The organism is Pseudomonas nitroreducens (assembly GCF_014204515.1).
In the GTDB taxonomy this organism is placed as follows: domain Bacteria; phylum Pseudomonadota; class Gammaproteobacteria; order Pseudomonadales; family Pseudomonadaceae; genus Pseudomonas; species Pseudomonas nitritireducens_A.
Genome location: NZ_JACHLI010000009.1, coordinates 92,044 through 110,643 on the forward strand (window position 1 = coordinate 92,044; position 18,600 = coordinate 110,643).

Sequence of the window (18,600 nt, forward strand, 5' to 3'; positions counted from 1 at the left end):
GGCTGGCATTGCCCAGGCTGGCGATCCATTGCAGGACCACGGCGCCGGCCAGGCTCAGCAGCGGCAGGACGATGGCCGGCTGGTCGCCAATAAAGGGCAGCGGTGCCAGCAGCACGAGGATTTGCAGGACGACGGCAAGCACCACCAGGGCGGTGGCGAGCCCCTGCAGGGCGGAGGCGTGTTTCAGGTTGCTGCTCGGGGCGAGCAGGAGGCTGGTCAGACCGAGCAGTGCCAGGTAGATGGCATCGCTCTGTTGCAGGTAAGGCAGGGCATCACTACGCAGGCTCGGGATCAGGGATAGAACGAGTGCGGCGACGCCCGTCACGAGATGGACGATCTTCAGCATGGCTACGGATTCACCTTGAGCGGGTAACGAGAAAAGAAGCAGCCGTCCTTGAGTGCGACGCCGGATAAGAAAATGAAAGCGTACCGGACGGCCTATGCGCGAAACGCACGGCGGTTATTTAACCGCAAACCACTTGCCTTCTCAAATCAACCGCTTAGGCCATTCGTAGGGGGAGGCAGCCCCTCGCGGAAGGGCTGCCTATATAAGGAAGGGACTGTTCAGGGAGGGCGTTACTCGGCGAGCAGGCTGCGCAGCATCCACGCGGTCTTCTCGTGGACCTGCATGCGCTGGGTCAACAGGTCGGCGGTGGGTTCGTCGGCAACCTTGTCCGCCAGCGGGAAGATGCTGCGGGCGGTGCGCACCACGGCCTCCTGGCCCTGGATCAGCAGGCGGATCATCTGCTGGGCATCCGGTACGCCTTCCTCTTCATCGATGGAGGACAGACGGGCGTAGGCGGCGTAAGTGCCCGGCGCCGGGAAGCCCAGGGCGCGGATGCGCTCGGCGATGCTGTCCACCGCCAGCGCCAGTTCGGTGTACTGCCCTTCGAACATCAGGTGCAGGGTGTTGAACATCGGCCCGGTGACGTTCCAGTGGAAGTTGTGGGTCTTCAGGTACAGCGTGTAGGTGTCGGCCAGCAGTCGGGACAGGCCTTCGGCGATGGCGGCGCGATCTTCTTTGGCGATTCCGATGTTGATGTCCATGGCGATCTCCTCGATGTGGGCAGGGCGATTTGGAAAGGATTGGAGTCGAGGCTATCACCGGGCCAGGTGCGAAGCTCTTGGTCTATGTCAAGGTAATCGATTGAGCCTTTCTATCAGGAGGCGATGCATTCGAGCGGTCCTGACGTCTCCCGCGGCGTGGCTGCAACCTGCGGATTTTTCAGGCTATAATCGGTCTCTTTGCCGCGGGATGCGGACCCGTGGCGTCGATTCAGCCAAGGTGTTCCATGCCGATTTACGAGTACCAGTGTCAGTCCTGCGCGCATCAGCTGGAATCGCTGCAGAAGGTCAGCGATGCGCCGTTGGTCGATTGTCCGGCCTGCAAGGCTCCCGAATTGAAGAAGATGTTGTCGGCTCCGGGTTTCCGCCTGGGCGGCAGCGGTTGGTACGAGACCGACTTCAAGACCGGGGCGAAGAAGAACCTGGCCTCCGGCGATGCCTCTGCAGCCTCTTCGTCCACCGTCAGCGGTGGCGGCTGCTCCGCCAGCGAATGAGCGGTTCCCTAGAATTCAAGACTTTCGAGAAGCGAAACACACCATGATGCGCAGCCACTATTGCGGCCAGTTGAACGAGAGCCTGGACGGCCAGGTAGTCACTCTTTGCGGTTGGGTACACCGTCGCCGCGACCACGGCGGGGTGATCTTCCTCGACGTGCGTGATCGCGAGGGCCTGGCCCAGGTGGTGTTCGACCCGGATCGCGTCGAGACCTTCGCCAAGGCCGACCGCGTGCGCAGCGAATACGTGGTGAAGATCACCGGCAAGGTGCGCCTGCGCCCCGAAGGCGCGCGCAACTCGAACATGGCTTCCGGCGCCATCGAAGTGCTGGGCCACGAGCTGGAAGTGCTGAACCAGGCCGAGACTCCGCCGTTCCCGCTGGACGAATACTCCGACGTGGGCGAGGAAACCCGCCTGCGCTATCGCTTCATCGACCTGCGTCGCCCGGAGATGGCCGCCAAGCTGAAGCTGCGCGCGCGCATCACCAGCAGCATCCGCCGCTACCTGGACGACAACGGCTTCCTCGACGTGGAAACCCCGATCCTCGGTCGCCCGACTCCGGAAGGCGCGCGTGACTACCTGGTGCCGAGCCGCACCTACCCGGGTCACTTCTTCGCCCTGCCGCAGTCGCCCCAGCTGTTCAAGCAGCTGCTGATGGTGGCCGGCTTCGACCGTTACTACCAGATCGCCAAGTGCTTCCGTGACGAAGACCTGCGTGCCGACCGCCAGCCGGAATTCACCCAGATCGACATCGAGACCAGCTTCCTGGAAGAAAGCGACATCATCGAGATCACCGAGAAGATGGTGCGCCAGCTGTTCAAGGAAGTGCTGGACGTCGAGTTCGACGAATTCCCGCACATGCCGTTCGAAGAGGCCATGCGCCGCTACGGTTCGGACAAGCCTGACCTGCGCATTCCGCTGGAACTGGTCGACGTGGCCGATCAGCTGAAGGACGTCGAGTTCAAGGTGTTCTCCGGTCCGGCCAACGATCCGAAGGGCCGCGTTGCTGCCCTGCGCGTTCCGGGCGGGGCGAGCATGCCGCGCAAGCAGATCGACGACTACACCAAGTTCGTCGGCATCTACGGCGCCAAGGGCCTGGCCTACATCAAGGTCAACGAGCGTGCCAAGGGCGTGGAAGGCCTGCAGTCGCCGATCGTGAAGAACATCGCCGAGCCGAACCTGAACGAGATCCTCGATCGCGTGGGCGCAGTCGATGGCGACATCGTGTTCTTCGGCGCGGACAAGGCCAAGGTCGTCTGCGACGCCCTGGGCGCGCTGCGTATCAAGGTCGGCCATGACCTGAACCTGCTCACCAAGGAGTGGGCGCCGATGTGGGTCGTCGACTTCCCGATGTTCGAAGAGAACGACGACGGCAGCCTGACTTCCCTGCACCACCCGTTCACTGCACCCAAGTGCACCCCGGAAGAGCTGGAGGCCAACCCGGCCGGCAAGCTGTCCCGCGCGTACGACATGGTGCTCAACGGCACCGAGCTGGGCGGTGGTTCCATCCGTATCCACGACAAGGCCATGCAGCAGGCGGTATTCCGCGTGCTGGGCATCGATGATGCGGAGCAGGAAGAGAAGTTCGGCTTCCTGCTGGACGCCCTCAAGTACGGTGCGCCGCCGCACGGTGGCCTGGCCTTCGGCCTGGACCGTCTGGTGATGCTGATGACCGGCGCGGCCTCGATCCGCGAAGTCATCGCCTTCCCGAAAACCCAGAGCGCTGGCGACGTCATGACCCAGGCGCCGGGCACCGTGGATGCCAAGGCTCTGCGCGAGCTGAACATCCGCCTGCGCGAGCAGCAGAAGGCCGCCGAGTAAGTCGATCCAGATTGCAGTGGCGTCCGCACAGCGGGCGCCGCCTGCGAAGCAAACAAGCGATACGGAGTGAGTTATGGCTGGTCATTCCAAATGGGCCAACATCAAGCACCGCAAGGAACGTCAGGACGCCAAGAAGGGCAAGATCTTCACCAAGCTCATCCGTGAGCTGACCGTCGCTGCCAAGCAGGGCGGGGGGATCCCGGCGGACAACCCGCGTCTGCGCCTGGCCGTGGACAAGGCGCTGACCGCCAACATGACCCGCGACACCATCGACCGCGCCATCCAGCGCGGCGTGGGCTCCAGCGAAGCCGACAACATGGCCGAGCTGACCTACGAAGGTTACGCGCCCAGCGGCGTGGCGATCATCGTCGAGGCCATGACCGACAACCGCAACCGCACCGCGGCCGAAGTGCGTCACGCCTTCAGCAAGTGCGGCGGCAACCTGGGTACCGATGGTTCGGTGGCCTACATGTTCGAGCGCAAGGGCCAGATCAGCTACGCGCCGGGCGTGAACGAAGAAGCCCTGATGGATGCCGCGCTGGAAGCCGGCGCCGATGACGTGGTGGTGAACGATGACGGCTCCATCGACGTCTTCACCACCTTCGCCGACTTCATCTCGGTCAACGAAGCGCTGACCGAAGCCGGATTCAAGGGCGAGGACGCGGAGATCACCATGATCCCGTCGACCGTGGCGACCTTGGACCTGGACACCGCGCAGAAGGTCCTCAAGCTGATCGACATGCTCGAAGACCTGGACGACGTGCAGAACGTCTACTCCAATGCGGACATCCCGGACGAGGTGATGGCCCAGCTGGGCTGATCCCACCGCCGGCGATGGGCGAAGCCGGAAGCGGGAGTGGTCGTCAGCGGCGCCTCCGGCTTCCGGCTTTTGTTATCTGATGTGCAGGTTTACGGACAAGGTTTGATCGGACGGACATGACCCTGATTCTCGGCATCGACCCAGGTTCGCGGATTACCGGCTTCGGCGTGGTACGCGATACCGGCCGTGGTTGCGAATACGTCGCCTCGGGCTGTATCCGCACCGGCAATGGCGAGCTGTTCGAGCGCCTGCAGATCGTCTTTCGCGGTGTGCGTGAGGTCATACAGACGTATCAGCCGACCATGATGGGCATCGAGCAGGTGTTCATGGCGCGCAACGCCGATTCGGCGCTGAAGCTGGGGCAGGCGCGCGGCGCGGCCATCGTGGCGGCGGCGGAAGAGGGGCTGCAGATCGCCGAGTACACCGCCAGCCAGGTGAAGCAGGCGATTGCCGGCACCGGCGGTGCGGACAAGCAGCAGGTGCAGATGATGGTCATGCATCTGCTCAAGCTGGTACAGAAGCCGCAGATCGACGCCTCCGACGCCCTGGCCATCGCCCTGTGCCACGCGCACACCCGGCAAAGCCTGGTGCCACACGGGCTGGTGGGTGCGCGCCGGCGTGGCGGACGTCTGCGCCTGTGATATCCGGACATAGTTTGAGCAAGGATAAATACCCGTGATTGGACGCCTGCGTGGCACCCTGGCGGAAAAACAGCCGCCGCACCTGATCGTCGACGTCAATGGCGTGGGCTACGAGCTGGAAGTGCCGATGACCACCCTGTACCGCCTGCCGAGTCTGGGCGAGCCGGTGACCCTGCACACCCACCTGGTGGTGCGCGAGGATGCCCACCTGCTCTACGGCTTTGCCGAGAAGCGCGAGCGCGAGCTGTTCCGCGAGCTGATCCGCCTCAATGGCGTGGGTCCGAAGCTGGCATTGGCGCTGATGTCGGGGCTGGAAGTGGATGAGCTGGTGCGTTGCGTGCAGGCGCAGGATACTTCCACCTTGGTGAAGATTCCCGGCGTCGGCAAGAAGACCGCCGAGCGCCTGCTGGTGGAGCTCAAGGATCGCTTTAAGGCATGGGAGAATATTCCTTCCATCGCGCCGTTGGTGGTGGAACCCAAGCTGGTTGCCGCAGTCTCAAGCGCCGAGTCCGATGCGGTCAGCGCGCTGATCGCCCTGGGCTTCAAACCCCAGGAGGCGAGCCGCGCCGTGGCCGCCGTGCAGGAGGAAGGCTTGTCCAGCGAAGAACTCATCCGCCGTTCCCTCAAGGGCATGGTCTAGGTAGCCATAGATGATCGAAGCCGATCGCCTGATTTCCTCTGCGACCAGTCGCGACCGCGAAGAGCAGTTCGACCGCGCCATCCGGCCGTTGAAGCTGGCCGAGTACATCGGCCAGCCGATCGTGCGCGAGCAGATGGAGCTGTTCATCCAGGCGGCCCGCGGACGTCAGGAGGCGCTGGATCACACGCTGATCTTCGGTCCGCCCGGGCTGGGCAAGACCACCCTGGCGAACATCATCGCCCAGGAGATGGGCGTATCGCTCAAGAGTACCTCCGGCCCCGTGCTGGAGCGGCCTGGCGATCTGGCGGCGCTACTGACCAACCTCGAACCCAACGATGTGCTGTTCATCGATGAGATCCATCGCCTGTCGCCCATCGTCGAGGAAGTGCTGTATCCGGCCATGGAAGACTTCCAGCTGGACATCATGATCGGCGAAGGCCCGGCCGCGCGCTCGATCAAGCTCGACCTGCCGCCCTTTACGCTGGTGGGGGCAACCACCCGCGCCGGCATGCTGACCAACCCGCTGCGCGACCGCTTCGGGATCGTCCAGCGTCTGGAGTTCTACGGGGTGGACGACCTGTCCACCATCGTCGCCCGTTCGGCGGGCATTCTCGGGCTGGAGATCGAGCAGGCGGGCGCCTACGAGATCGCCCGGCGCGCCCGCGGTACGCCGCGGATCGCCAACCGCCTGCTGCGCCGGGTGCGGGATTTCGCCGAGGTGCGTGGCACCGGGCACATCAGCAGCGACATCGCCGATAAGGCGCTGAACCTGCTGGACGTGGATGAAAGGGGCTTCGATCACCAGGATCGCCGCCTGCTGCTGACCATGATCGACAAGTTCGACGGTGGCCCGGTGGGCATCGACAACCTGGCGGCGGCCATCAGCGAAGAAAGACACACGATTGAGGATGTGCTGGAGCCCTATCTGATCCAGCAAGGCTATATCATGCGCACACCGCGCGGCCGTGTCGTGACCCGGCACGCGTACCTGCATTTCGGCCTGAATGTGCCGAAGCGGATGGGGGAGGCGGCGACACCGGATCTGTTCGCCCCTGAAGATGGTAATTAATTGCATTTGTAGGCGATTGCCGATTGGCAAAGCCAGGACTTGGTTTTAGAGTATGCGCGCGCAACACGGGGGTCAGCCGTTCCAGCAACGGTATCGGGTCTATTTCGAGGACACCGACGCCGGCGGCATCGTCTACTACGTCAACTACCTCAAGTTCATGGAGCGGGCTCGTACCGAGCGGCTGCGTGATCTGGGCTTCGCCCAGTCGCAGCTGGCGGAAGAGAACCTGCTTTTTGTCGTTCACTCGGCCGAGGCGCGTTACCACGCACCAGCCCGACTGGACGACGAGCTGCTCGTCAGCGCCGAGGTGGAGGAGTTGAACCGTGCGAGCCTGAAGTTTCGTCAACAGGTTCGACGGGCGTCGGATTCGACCTTGCTCTGCGAGGGGCGATTCCTGGTGGCGTGCGTGCGGGCGGACAACCTGAAACCCCGCGCTATCCCAGATGTGTTGCGTGCGGCATTTGCCGGCAGTCCGGACACCCTTTCAGCAGGAGATTAACGTGGAACCGAACGTCGTCGACCATACTTCCATGTGGAGCTTGATCAGTAACGCCAGCGTCGTGGTACAGCTGGTAATGCTGACCCTGGTGGCCGCATCGGTCACTTCCTGGATCATGATTTTCCAGCGCAGCAACATGATGCGCTCGGCGAAGAAGGCCCTGGAAACCTTCGAGGAGCGCTTCTGGTCGGGTATCGACCTGTCCAAGCTCTATCGTCAGGCGGGCAGCAACCCCGATCCGGATTCGGGGGTCGAGCAGATCTTCCGTGCCGGCTTCAAGGAATTCTCCCGTCTGCGCCAGCAGGCCGGCGTTGACCCGGATGCGGTGATGGAAGGCGTTTCCCGCGCCATGCGCGTCGCCATTTCCCGCGAGGAAGAGAAGCTGGAAACCAGCCTGCCGTTCCTCGCCACCGTCGGCTCGACCAGCCCGTACATCGGCCTGTTCGGCACCGTGTGGGGCATCATGAACTCCTTCCGTGGCCTGGCCACCGTGCAGCAGGCTACCCTCGCCACCGTGGCGCCGGGCATCGCCGAAGCGCTGATCGCCACCGCCATCGGCCTGTTCGCGGCCATTCCCGCGGTCATCGCCTACAACCGTTTCGCCGCCCGCTCGGAAATGCTCATCGGCCGTTACTACACCTTCGCCGACGAGTTCCAGGCGATCCTGCACCGCAAAGTGCACACCAGCGACGATTGATTGAAGACGACCAAGAGGTAAGCCGTCATGGCAAGAGTTCGTCACAAGCGCAAGCCGGTCGCGGAAATGAACGTGGTGCCCTACATCGACGTGATGTTGGTGCTGCTGGTCATTTTCATGGTGACCGCGCCCATGCTCAACCAGGGGGTCAAGGTCGACCTGCCGAAGGTTTCCAGCGAAGCGCTGCCGCAGGATAACGATTCCCGCGTGCTCACCATCTCCATCAAGGCCGACAAGACCTACTACTGGAACATGGGCTCGGAAGTCGACCCGGATCAGGGCAAGGCCAGCCAGACTGCCGTGGACCTCGATCAGCTGGTGACCGCGGCCACCGCCATCATGGCGCAGAACAGCAGCCAGGGTAAGAAAGTCCAGGTCTTCGTCCGCGGAGACAAGGCAGTCGACTACGGTTCGGTCATGGCCGTCATGGGCGGCCTGCAGAAAGCCGGGGTCGGCAACGTCGGTCTGATTACCGAGGCACCAGGTAGTTGATGCACCAGCTCGAACGCTCTCAATCGGAAGGCTACTTCTGGCCAACGGTCCTGGCCGTGGCCCTGCATGTCCTGATTTTCGCCATGCTGTTCGTCAGCTGGGCCAGCACGCCTGAACTGCCGCCTTCGCGGCCGATCGTCCAGGCCACGCTGTATCAGCTGAAGTCCAAGAGCCAGGCGACCCAGCAGACCAACCAGAAGATAGCCGGCGAGGCCAAGAAGACTGCGGCCAAGCAATACGAGCAGGAGCAGCTCGAGCAGAAGAAGGCTGAGCAGCAGGCATTGGCTGCTGCGAAAGCCGAGGAACAAAAGAAGGCCGACGCCGCTCAAAAGGCTGCTGATGCCGCTGAGAAAGCCGCGGAAGCCAAGAAGGCTGACGAAGCGAAGAAGGCGGATGACGCCAAGAAAGCGGCCGATGCCGCCGCGGCGGCCAAGAAGGCTGCCGAGGCCAAGGCTGCCGAGCAGAAACAGCAGGCGGATATAGCCAAGAAGAAAGCCGAGGAAGAGGCCAAGAAAGAGGCTGCTGAAGAGGCGAAGAAGAAAGCTGCCGAGGAGGCCAAGAAGAAGGCCGCCGAGGACGCGAAGAAAAAAGCCGCCGCGGACGATGCCAAGAAGAAGGCGGCCGCGGTCGAGGCTGCGAAGAAGAAGGCTGCCGCTGCAGCCGCCGCAGCAGCCCGCAAGGCAACGGAAGACAAGAAGGCCCAGGCGCTGGCCGATCTGCTGTCCAACGACACGCAACGGCAACAGGCCCTGGCCGACGAGCAGGGTGATGAGGTGGCGGGCAACTTCGACGATCTGATCGTCAGCCTGGTGAGCCAGCAGTGGAGCCGTCCTCCTTCAGCTCGTAACGGAATGAGCGTAGAAGTGCTGATTCAGATGCTGCCGAGCGGAGCCATCACCGGTGTAAGCGTGACTCGCTCCAGTGGTGACAAGCCGTTCGACGATTCGGCGGTGGCAGCGGTCAAAAACGTGGGCCGTGTTCCCGAACTGCAAAAACTGGATCGCGCCACTTTCGATAGCCTGTATCGTCAGCGCCGAATGGTCTTCAAACCGGAGGATTTAGATCTGTGAGTACCCTGATTCGCTTTGCGCTCTTCGCCCTGGCCCTGGTGGCCGGCGCCGCGCAGGCCGCCGACCCGCTGGTGATCTCCAGCGGTCGCGACTCGGCCGTCCCGATTGCCGTGGTTCCGTTCGGCTGGCAGGGCGGCAACGTCCTGCCTGAAGACATGTCGAACATCATCGGCAGCGACCTGCGCAACTCCGGTTACTTCGAGCCGATCCCGCGCCAGAACATGATCAGCCAGCCGGCCCAGGCCAGCGAAGTGATCTACCGCGACTGGCAGGCCCTCGGCGCGCAGTACGTGCTGGTCGGCAGCATCGTGCCCAGTGGCGGCCGTCTGCAGATCCAGTACGCCCTGCTCAACGTGGCGACCCAGGAGCAGGTCCTGACCGGCAGCGTGGGCGGCACCACCGACCAGCTGCGCGACATGTCGCACTACATCGCCGATCAGTCGTTCGAGAAGCTCACCGGCATCAAGGGCGCGTTCTCCACCAAGCTGCTCTACGTGACCGCGGAGCGCTTCTCGGTGGACAACACCCGCTACACCCTGCAGCGCTCCGACTATGACGGCGCCCGCCCGGTGACCCTGCTGCAGTCGCGCGAGCCGATCCTCTCGCCGCGCTTCTCGCCCGATGGCCGTCGCATTGCCTACGTGTCCTTCGAGCAGAAGCGTCCGCGCATCTTCATGCAGTACGTCGACACCGGTCGCCGCGAGCAGATCTCCAACTTCGAAGGCCTCAACGGCGCCCCGGCGTTCTCGCCGGACGGCAACCGCCTGGCCTTCGTGCTGTCGCGCGATGGCAACCCGGAGATCTACGTGATGGACCTGGGCAGCCGCCAGCTGCGTCGCCTGACCAACAACTCGGCGATCGACACCGAGCCCTTCTGGGGCGCGGATGGCTCGACCCTGTACTTCACCTCGGACCGTGGCGGCAAACCGCAGATCTACAAGATGAACGTGAACTCGGGCGCTACCGACCGCGTGACCTTCATCGGCAACTACAACGCCAACCCGAAACTTTCCGCGGATGAGAAGACCCTGGTCATGGTTCACCGTCAGGACGGTTTCACCAACTTCCAGATCGCGGCGCAGGACCTTCAGCGCGGTAATCTCCGGGTACTTTCCAACACCAACCTGGATGATTCGCCCACTGTTGCGCCAAATGGCACGATGCTAATATACGCCACCCGCCAGCAGGACCGGGGCGTGTTGATGCTCGTGAGCATCAACGGACGTGTTCGGTTACCGCTACCCACCGCTCAAGGCGACGTGCGAGAGCCTTCCTGGTCCCCTTACCTGAACTGACGGTTGCCAACTGTTCCAAACTTATACACTGGGGTTCATTAGGAGTTACATGATGGAAATGCTGAAATTCGGCAAATTTGCCGTTATCGCCCTCGCCATGGCCGTTGCCGTTGGCTGTTCGTCCAAGAAAGGCGATGCTGCCGGTGAAGGCGCCAATGGCGGCGTTGATCCGAACGCTGGCTACGGCGCCAACAGCGGTGCCGTTGACGGCTCCCTGAGCGACGAAGCCGCTCTGCGCGCTATCACCACCTTCTACTTCGAGTACGACAGCTCCGACCTGAAGCCGGAAGCCATGCGTGCCCTGGACGTACACGCCAAGGACCTGAAAGGTTCCGGCCAGCGCGTAGTCCTGGAAGGTCACACTGACGAGCGCGGCACCCGCGAGTACAACATGGCTCTGGGCGAGCGTCGTGCCAAGGCCGTTCAGCGCTACCTGGTACTGCAGGGCGTTTCCCCGGCTCAGCTGGAACTGGTTTCCTACGGCAAAGAGCGTCCGGTTGCCACTGGCCACGACGAGCAGTCCTGGGCCCAGAACCGTCGCGTTGAGCTGAAGAAGTAAGACCTGATGCCGATGCGCCTGCGTTTTCTGACCTTGATCGCATGCGGACTGCCCCTCATGGCGGCAGCCGCGGTTCCGGTACAGGACGGTAATGGTGGCTATGCCAGCACACCGCCCTCGGGTTATGGCACCGCAGGCGCTGATGGCGCCTACGCCGGAGGCGGGATGACAACTCCCGTCTCCGGTCAGGCTCAGCTGTTCATGCAGCTGCAGCAGATGCAGGACGAGATGTCCCGTCTGCGCGGTATGCTCGAAGAGCAGCAGAACCAGCTCCAGCAGATGAAGCAGGAGAACCAGGAACGCTTCCAGGACATCGACAGCCGCCTTTCCAGCGGTGCAGGTGCGGGGGCGGCCGGTGCTGCTGTTCAACCCAATTCCCCCGCTGCCGGCACCAGTGCCGGAGCTGCCGCAGGAGCAGGCGCCGCCGCCGCCCAGCAACAGCAGCCCGCCGCCAGCAACGAACCGGGTGACCCGGCGAAAGAGAAGCTGTACTACGACGCCTCCTTCGACCTGGTCAAGGCCAAGGATTTCGACAAGGCCAGCCAGGCCTTCGGCGCTTTCCTGCGCAAATACCCGAACAGCCAATACGCTGGCAATGCGCAGTACTGGCTGGGTGAGGTGAATCTCGCCAAGGGCGACCTGCAGGGCGCCGGCCAGGCGTTCGCCCGCGTCAGCCAGGCCTATCCGAGCAGCGCCAAGGTGCCGGACTCGCTGTACAAGCTCGCCGACGTCGAGCGTCGCCTGGGCAACAACGACAAGGCCCGCGGCATCCTGCAGCAGGTCGTGGCCCAGTATCCCGGCACTTCCGCTGCCCAGCTGTCCCAGCGCGACCTGAAGAACCTCAAGTAAGGCCCGCCCGCAGCACTCCGAAAACCCGCGCCTGGCGCGGGTTTTTTCGTTAGAATTGCCGCCCCTCGGAAGGCGCCAGTGGTTTCAGCTCGGCTGATGTCTGCTGTGCTCCGAGGCATTCCGGGCGCGCTTCGAGCCTGCCCACGACTCCAACGCAACGGAGGCGGATGGCCTGTATAGCCGTCACGCCCGTGGCTGATATGCAACAGACCCTGCGCATTACCGAGATTTTCTACTCGTTGCAGGGGGAAACGCGCACCGCCGGCTTGCCGACTGTGTTCGTTCGCCTGACCGGCTGTCCCCTGCGCTGCAACTATTGCGATACCGCCTATGCCTTCAGTGGCGGCGAGATCCACACCCTCGACGCGATCCTCGACCAGGTTGCCCGCTATCGCCCGCGCTACGTCTGCGTGACCGGCGGCGAACCGCTGGCCCAGCCCAACTGCATCCCGTTGCTGCAGCGCCTTTGCGATGCCGGCTACGAAGTCTCGCTGGAAACCAGTGGTGCACTGGACATTGCCACCAGCGACCGCCGCGTCAGCCGCATCCTCGATCTGAAGACGCCGGGCTCCGGAGAGGTTGCGCGCAATCGCTACGAGAACATCGGCGAGCTGACGGCCAATGATCAGGTGAAGTTCGTCATCTGCTCCCGCGAAGACTATGACTGGGCAGTCTCCAAGCTGATCGAGTACCGCCTGGAGCAGCGAGCTGGCGAGGTGCTGTTCTCGCCCAGCCATCGCGAGGTGAGCGCACGTACGCTGGCCGACTGGATCGTCAGCGACAACCTGCCGGTGCGCCTGCAATTGCAGTTGCACAAGATTCTCTGGAACGACGAGCCGGGCCACTGAGCGCGGAGGAGACCTTCTCATGTCCACCAAACCATCCATGAACGGCAAGAAAGCCGTGATCCTGCTCTCCGGCGGCCTCGACTCCGCGACCGTGGTCGCCATGGCCAAGGCCGAGGGCTATGACTGCTACACCATGAGCTTCGACTATGGCCAGCGCCACCGTGCCGAGTTGCAGGCTGCCGAGCGCGTGGCACGCCAGCAGGGCGTGATCGAGCACAAGGTGATTGGCCTGAACCTGAACGGTATCGGCGGCTCGGCCCTGACCGATAGCAGCATCGACGTGCCGGAGACGCCCAGTGAAGGCATCCCGGTGACCTACGTGCCTGCGCGCAACACCGTGTTCCTGTCCCTCGCCCTGGGCTGGGCAGAGGTGCTGGGGGCGCGGGACATCTTCATTGGCGTCAACGCGGTGGATTACTCCGGCTACCCGGATTGCCGCCCCGAGTTCGTCGAGGCATTCGAGCGCATGGCCAACCTGGCGACCAAGGCTGGCGTGGAGGGCGAGGGCTTCCGTATCCAGGCGCCGCTGCAGTTCCTTTCCAAGGCGCAGATCATCGAGGCCGGCATCGCCCAAGGCGTGGATTACAGCCTCACCGTTTCCTGCTATCAGGCCGATGATGACGGGCGCGCGTGCGGTAAATGCGACAGCTGCCGACTGCGTTCCGAGGGCTTTTCCGCCGCCGGAATTCCTGACCCGACGCGATATTTCTGAAAAAAGTTTTCGCGGGGTGTTGTTTTTGCGTTAGAAATCAGTATTATACGCCCCACGTTGGGTCGTTAGCTCAGTCGGTAGAGCAGTTGGCTTTTAACCAATTGGTCGTAGGTTCGAATCCCACACGACCCACCAACATGTAAGACAAAAGCCCCGTGATCGAAAGGTCACGGGGCTTTTGCCATGTGCCGAAAAAAGTCCGCCGTACGGCGCTCGACGCTGCGTCGGCTGAGGGACGGTGGTGATAAGATCGCCGGCATAATCAGACCGTGCCTGTTGAGGTTTCCACACGATGTCCCAGATTTCCGAACGCCTGCTGGTCCAGGCCCATCTGGCGGCGAAGCAGCCGCGGGTGCTGAGCGCGCAGGAAGAGGCCGACTACCGTGCGGCCATCGCCGCCGAGCTGAAGGCGCAGAACGCCGTGCTCGTCGCGCACTATTACTGCGACCCGGTGATCCAGGCGCTGGCCGAGGAAACCGGCGGCTGCGTGTCCGACTCGCTGGAAATGGCCCGCTTCGGCAACCAGCATGCGGCGCAGACCGTGGTGGTGGCCGGGGTGCGCTTCATGGGCGAGACGGCGAAGATCCTCAATCCGGAAAAGCGCGTGCTGATGCCGACCCTGGAAGCGACCTGCTCGCTGGACCTGGGCTGCCCGGTGGAGGAATTCTCCGCCTTCTGCGACCAGCATCCCGAGCGCACCGTGGTGGTCTACGCGAATACCTCGGCGGCCGTGAAGGCGCGCGCCGACTGGGTGGTGACCTCCAGCTGCGCGGTGGAGATCGTCGAGCACCTGATGGACAACGGCGAGCCGATCCTCTGGGCGCCGGACCAGCACCTGGGCCGCTACATCCAGCGCGAGACCGGTGCCGACATGCTGCTCTGGGACGGCGCCTGCATCGTCCACGAGGAGTTCAAGGCCAAGCAGCTGGAGGACCTCAAGGCGGTCTACCCGGATGCCGCGATCCTGGTGCACCCGGAGTCGCCGGAGGCCGTGGTCGAACTGGCCGATGCCGTGGGTTCCACCAGCCAGCTGATCAAGGCCGCGCAGACGCTGCCGAACCAGCGCTTCATCGTCGCCACCGATCGCGGCATCTTCTACAAGATGCAGCAGCTGTGCCCGGACAAGGAGTTCATCGAGGCGCCCACCGCCGGTAACGGCGCGGCCTGCCGTAGTTGCGCGCATTGCCCGTGGATGGCCATGAATACCCTGGAGCGCACCCTGGCGTGCCTGAAGGAAGGTTCGGGGGAAATCTTCGTCGACCCGGCACTGATTCCCAAGGCGATCAAGCCGCTCAAGCGCATGCTCGACTTCACCCAGGCGGCGAAGCTCAAGCTGGCAGGCAATGCCTGACAGCGTGCGTTGAAACGAAAAAGGCCCGGTATCGCACCGGGCCTTTTCTTTTGGGGCTCGCTCCTACAGGTTGGCTAGGGCGCTGGCTCAGCGGCCCATCATTTCCTTGAGGATGCGTTCCTGGTCGCGGAACTCCTGCTGGCGGGCGTCCAGGCGTGCAGCCAGGGTGAAGTTGCCACCGGCGCGGCGCTTGGCGAAGTCCAGCTGCTCGATGGCGTGCTTGTAGTCGCCGGTGAGGGCGTCGTACTCGGCGCGAGCCTGGTACACACCGATGGCGTTGCCGCTCAGGGTGCAGGCGTCGGCCAGGCGGTTCCACACGTCCGGGTCCAGCGGGCGGCGCTGGGACAGCTTGAACAGGGTCTTCTCGGCGTCGGCGGCGTGGTTGGTCTTCATCATCAGGTCGGCCTGGGCCTGGATCAGCGGATAGCTGTCGGGGTACTGGCCAAGCATCTTCTGCACCCGCGCCTGGGCGTCGGGCAGCTTGTTGGCGGTGATGTCCAGATCGACCATCGCCAGGTTGTAGCTGATGTCGTTGGGCGCCTTGGCGAGCAACTGCTGGAGGTTGCTGCGGGCGTCGTTGAGCTGGCCGATCTTGGTCTGCGACAGGACCAACCCGTAGCGTGCAGCGTCGTTCTTCGGGTCTTCGTCGAGTTGCGCGCGGAACTGCTTGCTGGCCATGCCCGGGGTGTCTTCGAACATCTGTTGGACGCGCGCGCGCATCAGTTCGTAGCGCAGCGAATCTTCCTTGCCACCCTGGGGATACTGCTCGGCGCGGTTGCGGGTGTCGGCGATACGCGATTCGGTGACCGGGTGGGTCAGCAGGAATTCCGGCGGCTTGCCCTCGTAGCGGTACTGGCGGGCCAGGCGCTCGAACATGTTGGGCATGGAGCGCGGGTCGTAGCCGGCGCGGACCATGGTGGCGACGCCGACGCGGTCGGCTTCCTGCTCGTTCTGCCGGGAGAAACGCAGCTGGTTCTGGATCGCCGCGGCCTGGGTGCCGGCGATCGCGGCGATACCGGCATCGCCGGCACCCGCTGCGGCGGCGACGATGCCGGCGAGCATGGCGGCCATCACCGGCAATTGCATGCGTTGCTGTGCCTCGATGCCGCGGGCGAAGTGGCGTTGGCTCAGGTGACCCAGTTCGTGGGCCAGTACGGCGATGTATTCGCCTTCGGTCTGCGCGTAGATGAACAGGCCGCCGTTGACGCCGACCACGCCGCCGGGGGCGGCGAAGGCGTTGATTTGCTTGTCGCGAATCAGGATGAAGGCCAGGCGGTGGTCCTGCAGTTCGCTGGACTCGGCCAGGCGGTAGACGCTGGACTCGACGTAGTCCTTGAGCTGCGGATCGTTGAGCGTGTCGACCTGGTTGCGCAGCATGCTCAGCCAGGCGCGGCCCAGCTGGAACTCCTGCTCCGGGGAGACGATGGACGAGCTGGCATCGCCCAGGGACGGCAAGTCGTCCGCCAGGGCCGGAGCGGCGAGGGCGACAGCGAGCGACAGCAGGGCGGGGCGGAGTACTTTCATGTACAGGAGGCTCGTTCCGAGAAAGGCTCTACTTTAGCCGCACGTAATTGCCTATGCCTAGTTTGCGGGCAAGAAGTGCGGCGCAATTCGAATCGGGTATCAGCGCGGTCGAGGGCTTTTCTATCCCCGCCGGCTGAAGGCTGGATTAATGAACCCGGTCTGCCGCGGGCCTGGTTACTTTTCCGGCGCTTTCGGTATTCTTGGGCGCCCTTCCCGGAGTTCGTTTCGATGTCCGATTCCATGCCGTCCGTCCCCGCCTGTGACGCGGAGGTGGACGCCAGCGGTCTCAATTGTCCGCTGCCGCTGCTCAAGGCCAAGCTGGAGCTCAATCGCCTGCCCAGCGGCGCGGTGCTCAAGGTGATCGCCACCGACGCCGGCTCGCAGCGCGACTTCCGCGCCTTCGCCGATCTCGCCGGGCACTCGCTGCTGCATGAAGAGGTCGAAGGCGGCGTCTATCGCTACTGGCTGCGCAAGAAGTAGCCCCTGATTCCGGGTGACCGCGACGTCGCCCCTTTCGTTTCGCAGGTTCATTGATGCTCAAGGTTTTGCAGGACTGGATGCAGCGCTATTTCTCCGATGAGGAGGCGATAGTGCTGGCGGTCATTCTCGGGCTGGGATTCACCGTCATCCTGGCCTTCGGCGGGATGCTCGCGCCGGTGCTGGCGGCGATGGTCATCGCCTTCCTGATCCAGGGCATGGTCGGGGTGCTGGAGCGCCTGCGCATGCCGCACCTGTTCGCCGTGTGGCTGGTGTATTCGCTGTTCCTCGGCCTGCTCGCGGTGTTCCTGCTGGTGCTGGTGCCGCTGTTGTGGAAGCAGCTGTTCACCCTGTTCAACGAGCTGCCCGGCATGCTCGGCGAGTGGCAGGCGACGCTGCTGATGCTGCCCGAGCGCTACCCGGACATGGTCACCGAGGAACAGGTGCTGCACACCGTCGAGGCCGCGCGCAGCGAGCTGGGCCAGCTCGGCCAGTGGGCACTGACCTTCTCCCTGTCGGGGCTACCGGTGGTGGTCAACATCATGATCTACCTGGTGCTGGTGCCGATCCTGGTGTTCTTCTTCCTCAAGGACCGCCGTCGCTTCTACCACTGGTTCCGCCGCTACCTGCCGCGCGAGCGCGGGCTGATGAAGCAGGTGTGGAACGAGATGAACCAGCAGATCGCCAACTACATTCGCGGCAAGGTCATCGAGATATTCATTACCGGCGTGGCGACTTACATCGCCTTCGCGGTGCTCGGTCTGAACTATGCGGCGCTGCTCGCGCTGCTGGTCGGCCTGTCGGTAGTGGTGCCCTACATCGGCGCCGTGGTGGTCACCGTGCCGGTGGCGATGATCGCGCTGTTCCAGTGGGGCTGGAGCGACCAGTTCATCTACCTGATGTGCGCCCACGCGATCATCCAGGCGCTGGATGGCAACGTGCTGGTGCCGCTGCTGTTCTCCGAGGCAGTGAACCTGCACCCGGTGGCGATCATCTGCGCGGTGCTGCTGTTCGGCGGGCTGTGGGGCTTCTGGGGCGTGTTCTTCGCCATCCCGCTGGCAACGCTGGTGAAGGCGGTGCTGGATGCCTGGCCGCGCCAGCCGCCGTCAGTCCCGCAAGTCAGTCCGATGATGTGATGCCGGGAAAAGAAAAAGGCCGCTGATCAGCGGCCTTTTTCATGAACGCAGTGCGGCTCAGCGGTTCAGTTCCTGGGCGGCAGCCAGCACGGCGTCCACGTGGCCGGGCACTTTCACCCCGCGCCATTCCTGGCGCAGCACGCCCTTGGCGTCGATCAGGAAGGTGCTGCGGTCCACGCCCAGGTACTCCTTGCCGTAGAGCTTCTTCAGCTTGATCACGTCGAACAGCTGGCAGACGGCCTCGTCCTTGTCGCTGATCAGCTCGAAGGGGAAGCACTGCTTGGCCTTGAAGTTCTCGTGGGACTTGATGCCATCGCGGGACACGCCGAACACCAGGGTGTTGGCCTGGGCGAAGTCCTCGATCCTGTCGCGGAAGCCCTGGCCTTCGGTGGTGCAGCCGGGGGTGCTGTCCTTGGGGTAGAAGTACAGGACGACCTGCTTGCCCTTGAGCTGGGACAGGCGGAATTCGACGCCGCTGGTGGCCGGGGCCTGGAAATCGGCGACGGGCTTGTTCAGTTCGACTGCCACGGGGCTTTCTCC

At 63.7% G+C, this 18,600-nt stretch carries 21 protein-coding genes, 1 tRNA gene and 1 pseudogene; 19 read left to right on the forward strand and 4 right to left on the reverse strand.

Annotated elements, in window-relative coordinates:
• Positions 1 to 34: 34 nt before the first annotated feature.
• Together HNP46_RS36065 and HNP46_RS13610 are read right to left on the reverse strand one after the other, a co-directional pair.
• A pseudogene (locus tag HNP46_RS36065) lies at positions 35 to 346 on the reverse strand (cold shock domain-containing protein membrane protein); the annotation flags it as partial.
• A gap of 230 nt (positions 347 to 576) precedes the next feature.
• Positions 577 to 1,047 carry a Dps family protein gene (locus HNP46_RS13610; RefSeq protein WP_184589715.1) on the reverse strand — a complete coding sequence of 157 codons (471 nt, stop codon included), beginning with the start codon at positions 1,045 to 1,047 and terminating at the stop codon, positions 577 to 579.
• Positions 1,048 to 1,292: 245 nt separating this feature from the next.
• Here HNP46_RS13610 and HNP46_RS13615 point away from each other — a divergent pair, with 245 nt between their 5' ends.
• The 17 genes from HNP46_RS13615 (at position 1,293) to nadA (ending at position 14,923) form a co-directional block, all read left to right on the forward strand.
• Positions 1,293 to 1,559 (forward strand): FmdB family zinc ribbon protein, encoded by a 267-nt coding sequence (locus HNP46_RS13615; protein WP_184589717.1) that lies wholly within the window; start codon positions 1,293 to 1,295, stop codon positions 1,557 to 1,559.
• Positions 1,560 to 1,602: 43 nt separating this feature from the next.
• A complete protein-coding gene (gene aspS, locus HNP46_RS13620; RefSeq protein ID WP_184589719.1) occupies positions 1,603 to 3,381 on the forward strand; it encodes an aspartate--tRNA ligase in 1,779 nt (592 codons plus the stop codon).
• Positions 3,382 to 3,454: 73 nt separating this feature from the next.
• The gene (locus tag HNP46_RS13625) at positions 3,455 to 4,201 is read left to right on the forward strand and encodes a YebC/PmpR family DNA-binding transcriptional regulator (protein ID WP_045210354.1); all 747 of its coding nucleotides are present in this window, start codon (positions 3,455 to 3,457) and stop codon (positions 4,199 to 4,201) included.
• A 116-nt stretch (positions 4,202 to 4,317) separates the two neighbouring features.
• Positions 4,318 to 4,842, forward strand: coding sequence for a crossover junction endodeoxyribonuclease RuvC (gene ruvC, locus HNP46_RS13630; protein ID WP_081520158.1), 525 nt, complete (start codon positions 4,318 to 4,320; stop codon positions 4,840 to 4,842).
• Between the two features lie 34 nt (positions 4,843 to 4,876).
• On the forward strand, positions 4,877 to 5,482 hold the full coding sequence (ruvA, locus tag HNP46_RS13635; protein ID WP_184589721.1) for a Holliday junction branch migration protein RuvA: 606 nt from the start codon (positions 4,877 to 4,879) through the stop codon (positions 5,480 to 5,482).
• 10 nt (positions 5,483 to 5,492) lie between these two features.
• Complete coding sequence (ruvB, locus tag HNP46_RS13640) at positions 5,493 to 6,551, forward strand: Holliday junction branch migration DNA helicase RuvB (RefSeq protein ID WP_184589723.1); 1,059 nt, start codon at positions 5,493 to 5,495, stop codon at positions 6,549 to 6,551.
• Positions 6,552 to 6,603: 52 nt separating this feature from the next.
• A complete protein-coding gene (gene ybgC, locus HNP46_RS13645; protein ID WP_184589725.1) occupies positions 6,604 to 7,050 on the forward strand; it encodes a tol-pal system-associated acyl-CoA thioesterase in 447 nt (148 codons plus the stop codon).
• 1 nt (position 7,051) lies between these two features.
• On the forward strand, positions 7,052 to 7,747 hold the full coding sequence (gene tolQ / locus HNP46_RS13650) for a protein TolQ (RefSeq protein ID WP_045210353.1): 696 nt from the start codon (positions 7,052 to 7,054) through the stop codon (positions 7,745 to 7,747).
• Positions 7,748 to 7,774: 27 nt separating this feature from the next.
• A complete protein-coding gene (gene tolR / locus HNP46_RS13655; protein WP_081520162.1) occupies positions 7,775 to 8,239 on the forward strand; it encodes a protein TolR in 465 nt (154 codons plus the stop codon).
• The gene (tolA, locus tag HNP46_RS13660; RefSeq protein ID WP_184589727.1) at positions 8,236 to 9,309 is read left to right on the forward strand and encodes a cell envelope integrity protein TolA; all 1,074 of its coding nucleotides are present in this window, start codon (positions 8,236 to 8,238) and stop codon (positions 9,307 to 9,309) included. The genes tolR and tolA overlap by 4 nt, the downstream gene beginning before the upstream one ends.
• Positions 9,306 to 10,604, forward strand: coding sequence for a Tol-Pal system beta propeller repeat protein TolB (gene tolB / locus HNP46_RS13665; protein ID WP_184589729.1), 1,299 nt, complete (start codon positions 9,306 to 9,308; stop codon positions 10,602 to 10,604). Before tolA ends, tolB begins: the two co-directional genes overlap by 4 nt.
• A 52-nt stretch (positions 10,605 to 10,656) precedes the next feature.
• A complete protein-coding gene (gene pal, locus HNP46_RS13670) occupies positions 10,657 to 11,163 on the forward strand; it encodes a peptidoglycan-associated lipoprotein Pal (protein WP_184589731.1) in 507 nt (168 codons plus the stop codon).
• 6 nt (positions 11,164 to 11,169) lie between these two features.
• Positions 11,170 to 12,012, forward strand: a complete 843-nt coding sequence (gene ybgF / locus HNP46_RS13675) for a tol-pal system protein YbgF (protein WP_184589733.1) — start codon at positions 11,170 to 11,172, stop codon at positions 12,010 to 12,012.
• Between the two features lie 200 nt (positions 12,013 to 12,212).
• The gene (gene queE, locus HNP46_RS13680) at positions 12,213 to 12,860 is read left to right on the forward strand and encodes a 7-carboxy-7-deazaguanine synthase QueE (RefSeq protein ID WP_184589735.1); all 648 of its coding nucleotides are present in this window, start codon (positions 12,213 to 12,215) and stop codon (positions 12,858 to 12,860) included.
• 37 nt (positions 12,861 to 12,897) lie between these two features.
• Positions 12,898 to 13,572, forward strand: coding sequence for a 7-cyano-7-deazaguanine synthase QueC (gene queC, locus HNP46_RS13685; protein ID WP_184589954.1), 675 nt, complete (start codon positions 12,898 to 12,900; stop codon positions 13,570 to 13,572).
• Between the two features lie 59 nt (positions 13,573 to 13,631).
• Positions 13,632 to 13,707: transfer RNA gene (locus HNP46_RS13690), tRNA-Lys, on the forward strand.
• A 157-nt stretch (positions 13,708 to 13,864) separates the two neighbouring features.
• The gene (nadA, locus tag HNP46_RS13695) at positions 13,865 to 14,923 is read left to right on the forward strand and encodes a quinolinate synthase NadA (protein ID WP_184589737.1); all 1,059 of its coding nucleotides are present in this window, start codon (positions 13,865 to 13,867) and stop codon (positions 14,921 to 14,923) included.
• Positions 14,924 to 15,010: 87 nt separating this feature from the next.
• Here nadA and HNP46_RS13700 read toward each other — a convergent pair whose 3' ends face one another.
• Positions 15,011 to 16,447 (reverse strand): M48 family metalloprotease, encoded by a 1,437-nt coding sequence (locus HNP46_RS13700; RefSeq protein WP_184589739.1) that lies wholly within the window; start codon positions 16,445 to 16,447, stop codon positions 15,011 to 15,013.
• A 228-nt stretch (positions 16,448 to 16,675) separates the two neighbouring features.
• Between HNP46_RS13700 and HNP46_RS13705 the strand changes: the two genes are divergently transcribed.
• Positions 16,676 to 16,927, forward strand: coding sequence for a sulfurtransferase TusA family protein (locus tag HNP46_RS13705; RefSeq protein ID WP_184589741.1), 252 nt, complete (start codon positions 16,676 to 16,678; stop codon positions 16,925 to 16,927).
• Between the two features lie 53 nt (positions 16,928 to 16,980).
• Positions 16,981 to 18,060, forward strand: coding sequence for an AI-2E family transporter (locus HNP46_RS13710; RefSeq protein WP_184589743.1), 1,080 nt, complete (start codon positions 16,981 to 16,983; stop codon positions 18,058 to 18,060).
• Positions 18,061 to 18,117: 57 nt separating this feature from the next.
• Here HNP46_RS13710 and HNP46_RS13715 read toward each other — a convergent pair whose 3' ends face one another.
• Complete coding sequence (locus HNP46_RS13715) at positions 18,118 to 18,588, reverse strand: peroxiredoxin (protein WP_184589745.1); 471 nt, start codon at positions 18,586 to 18,588, stop codon at positions 18,118 to 18,120.
• Positions 18,589 to 18,600: the final 12 nt, after the last annotated feature.

What these genes read in the sequence shown, in the direction of transcription:
- ruvB (WP_184589723.1), top strand. Translation starts at nt 5,493, where the DNA reads ATGATCGAAGCCGATCGCCTGATTTCCTCTGCGACCAGTCGCGACCGC.
- HNP46_RS13705 (WP_184589741.1), top strand. Translation starts at nt 16,676, where the DNA reads ATGTCCGATTCCATGCCGTCCGTCCCCGCCTGTGACGCGGAGGTGGAC.
- HNP46_RS13710 (WP_184589743.1), top strand. Translation starts at nt 16,981, where the DNA reads ATGCTCAAGGTTTTGCAGGACTGGATGCAGCGCTATTTCTCCGATGAG.
- aspS (WP_184589719.1), top strand. Translation starts at nt 1,603, where the DNA reads ATGATGCGCAGCCACTATTGCGGCCAGTTGAACGAGAGCCTGGACGGC.
- ruvC (WP_081520158.1), top strand. Translation starts at nt 4,318, where the DNA reads ATGACCCTGATTCTCGGCATCGACCCAGGTTCGCGGATTACCGGCTTC.
- tolR (WP_081520162.1), top strand. Translation starts at nt 7,775, where the DNA reads ATGGCAAGAGTTCGTCACAAGCGCAAGCCGGTCGCGGAAATGAACGTG.
- HNP46_RS13615 (WP_184589717.1), top strand. Translation starts at nt 1,293, where the DNA reads ATGCCGATTTACGAGTACCAGTGTCAGTCCTGCGCGCATCAGCTGGAA.
- queC (WP_184589954.1), top strand. Translation starts at nt 12,898, where the DNA reads ATGAACGGCAAGAAAGCCGTGATCCTGCTCTCCGGCGGCCTCGACTCC.
- nadA (WP_184589737.1), top strand. Translation starts at nt 13,865, where the DNA reads ATGTCCCAGATTTCCGAACGCCTGCTGGTCCAGGCCCATCTGGCGGCG.
- queE (WP_184589735.1), top strand. Translation starts at nt 12,213, where the DNA reads ATGCAACAGACCCTGCGCATTACCGAGATTTTCTACTCGTTGCAGGGG.
- HNP46_RS13700 (WP_184589739.1), bottom strand. Translation starts at nt 16,447, where the DNA reads ATGAAAGTACTCCGCCCCGCCCTGCTGTCGCTCGCTGTCGCCCTCGCC.
- HNP46_RS13625 (WP_045210354.1), top strand. Translation starts at nt 3,455, where the DNA reads ATGGCTGGTCATTCCAAATGGGCCAACATCAAGCACCGCAAGGAACGT.
- ybgF (WP_184589733.1), top strand. Translation starts at nt 11,170, where the DNA reads ATGCCGATGCGCCTGCGTTTTCTGACCTTGATCGCATGCGGACTGCCC.
- HNP46_RS13610 (WP_184589715.1), bottom strand. Translation starts at nt 1,047, where the DNA reads ATGGACATCAACATCGGAATCGCCAAAGAAGATCGCGCCGCCATCGCC.
- pal (WP_184589731.1), top strand. Translation starts at nt 10,657, where the DNA reads ATGGAAATGCTGAAATTCGGCAAATTTGCCGTTATCGCCCTCGCCATG.
- ybgC (WP_184589725.1), top strand. Translation starts at nt 6,604, where the DNA reads ATGCGCGCGCAACACGGGGGTCAGCCGTTCCAGCAACGGTATCGGGTC.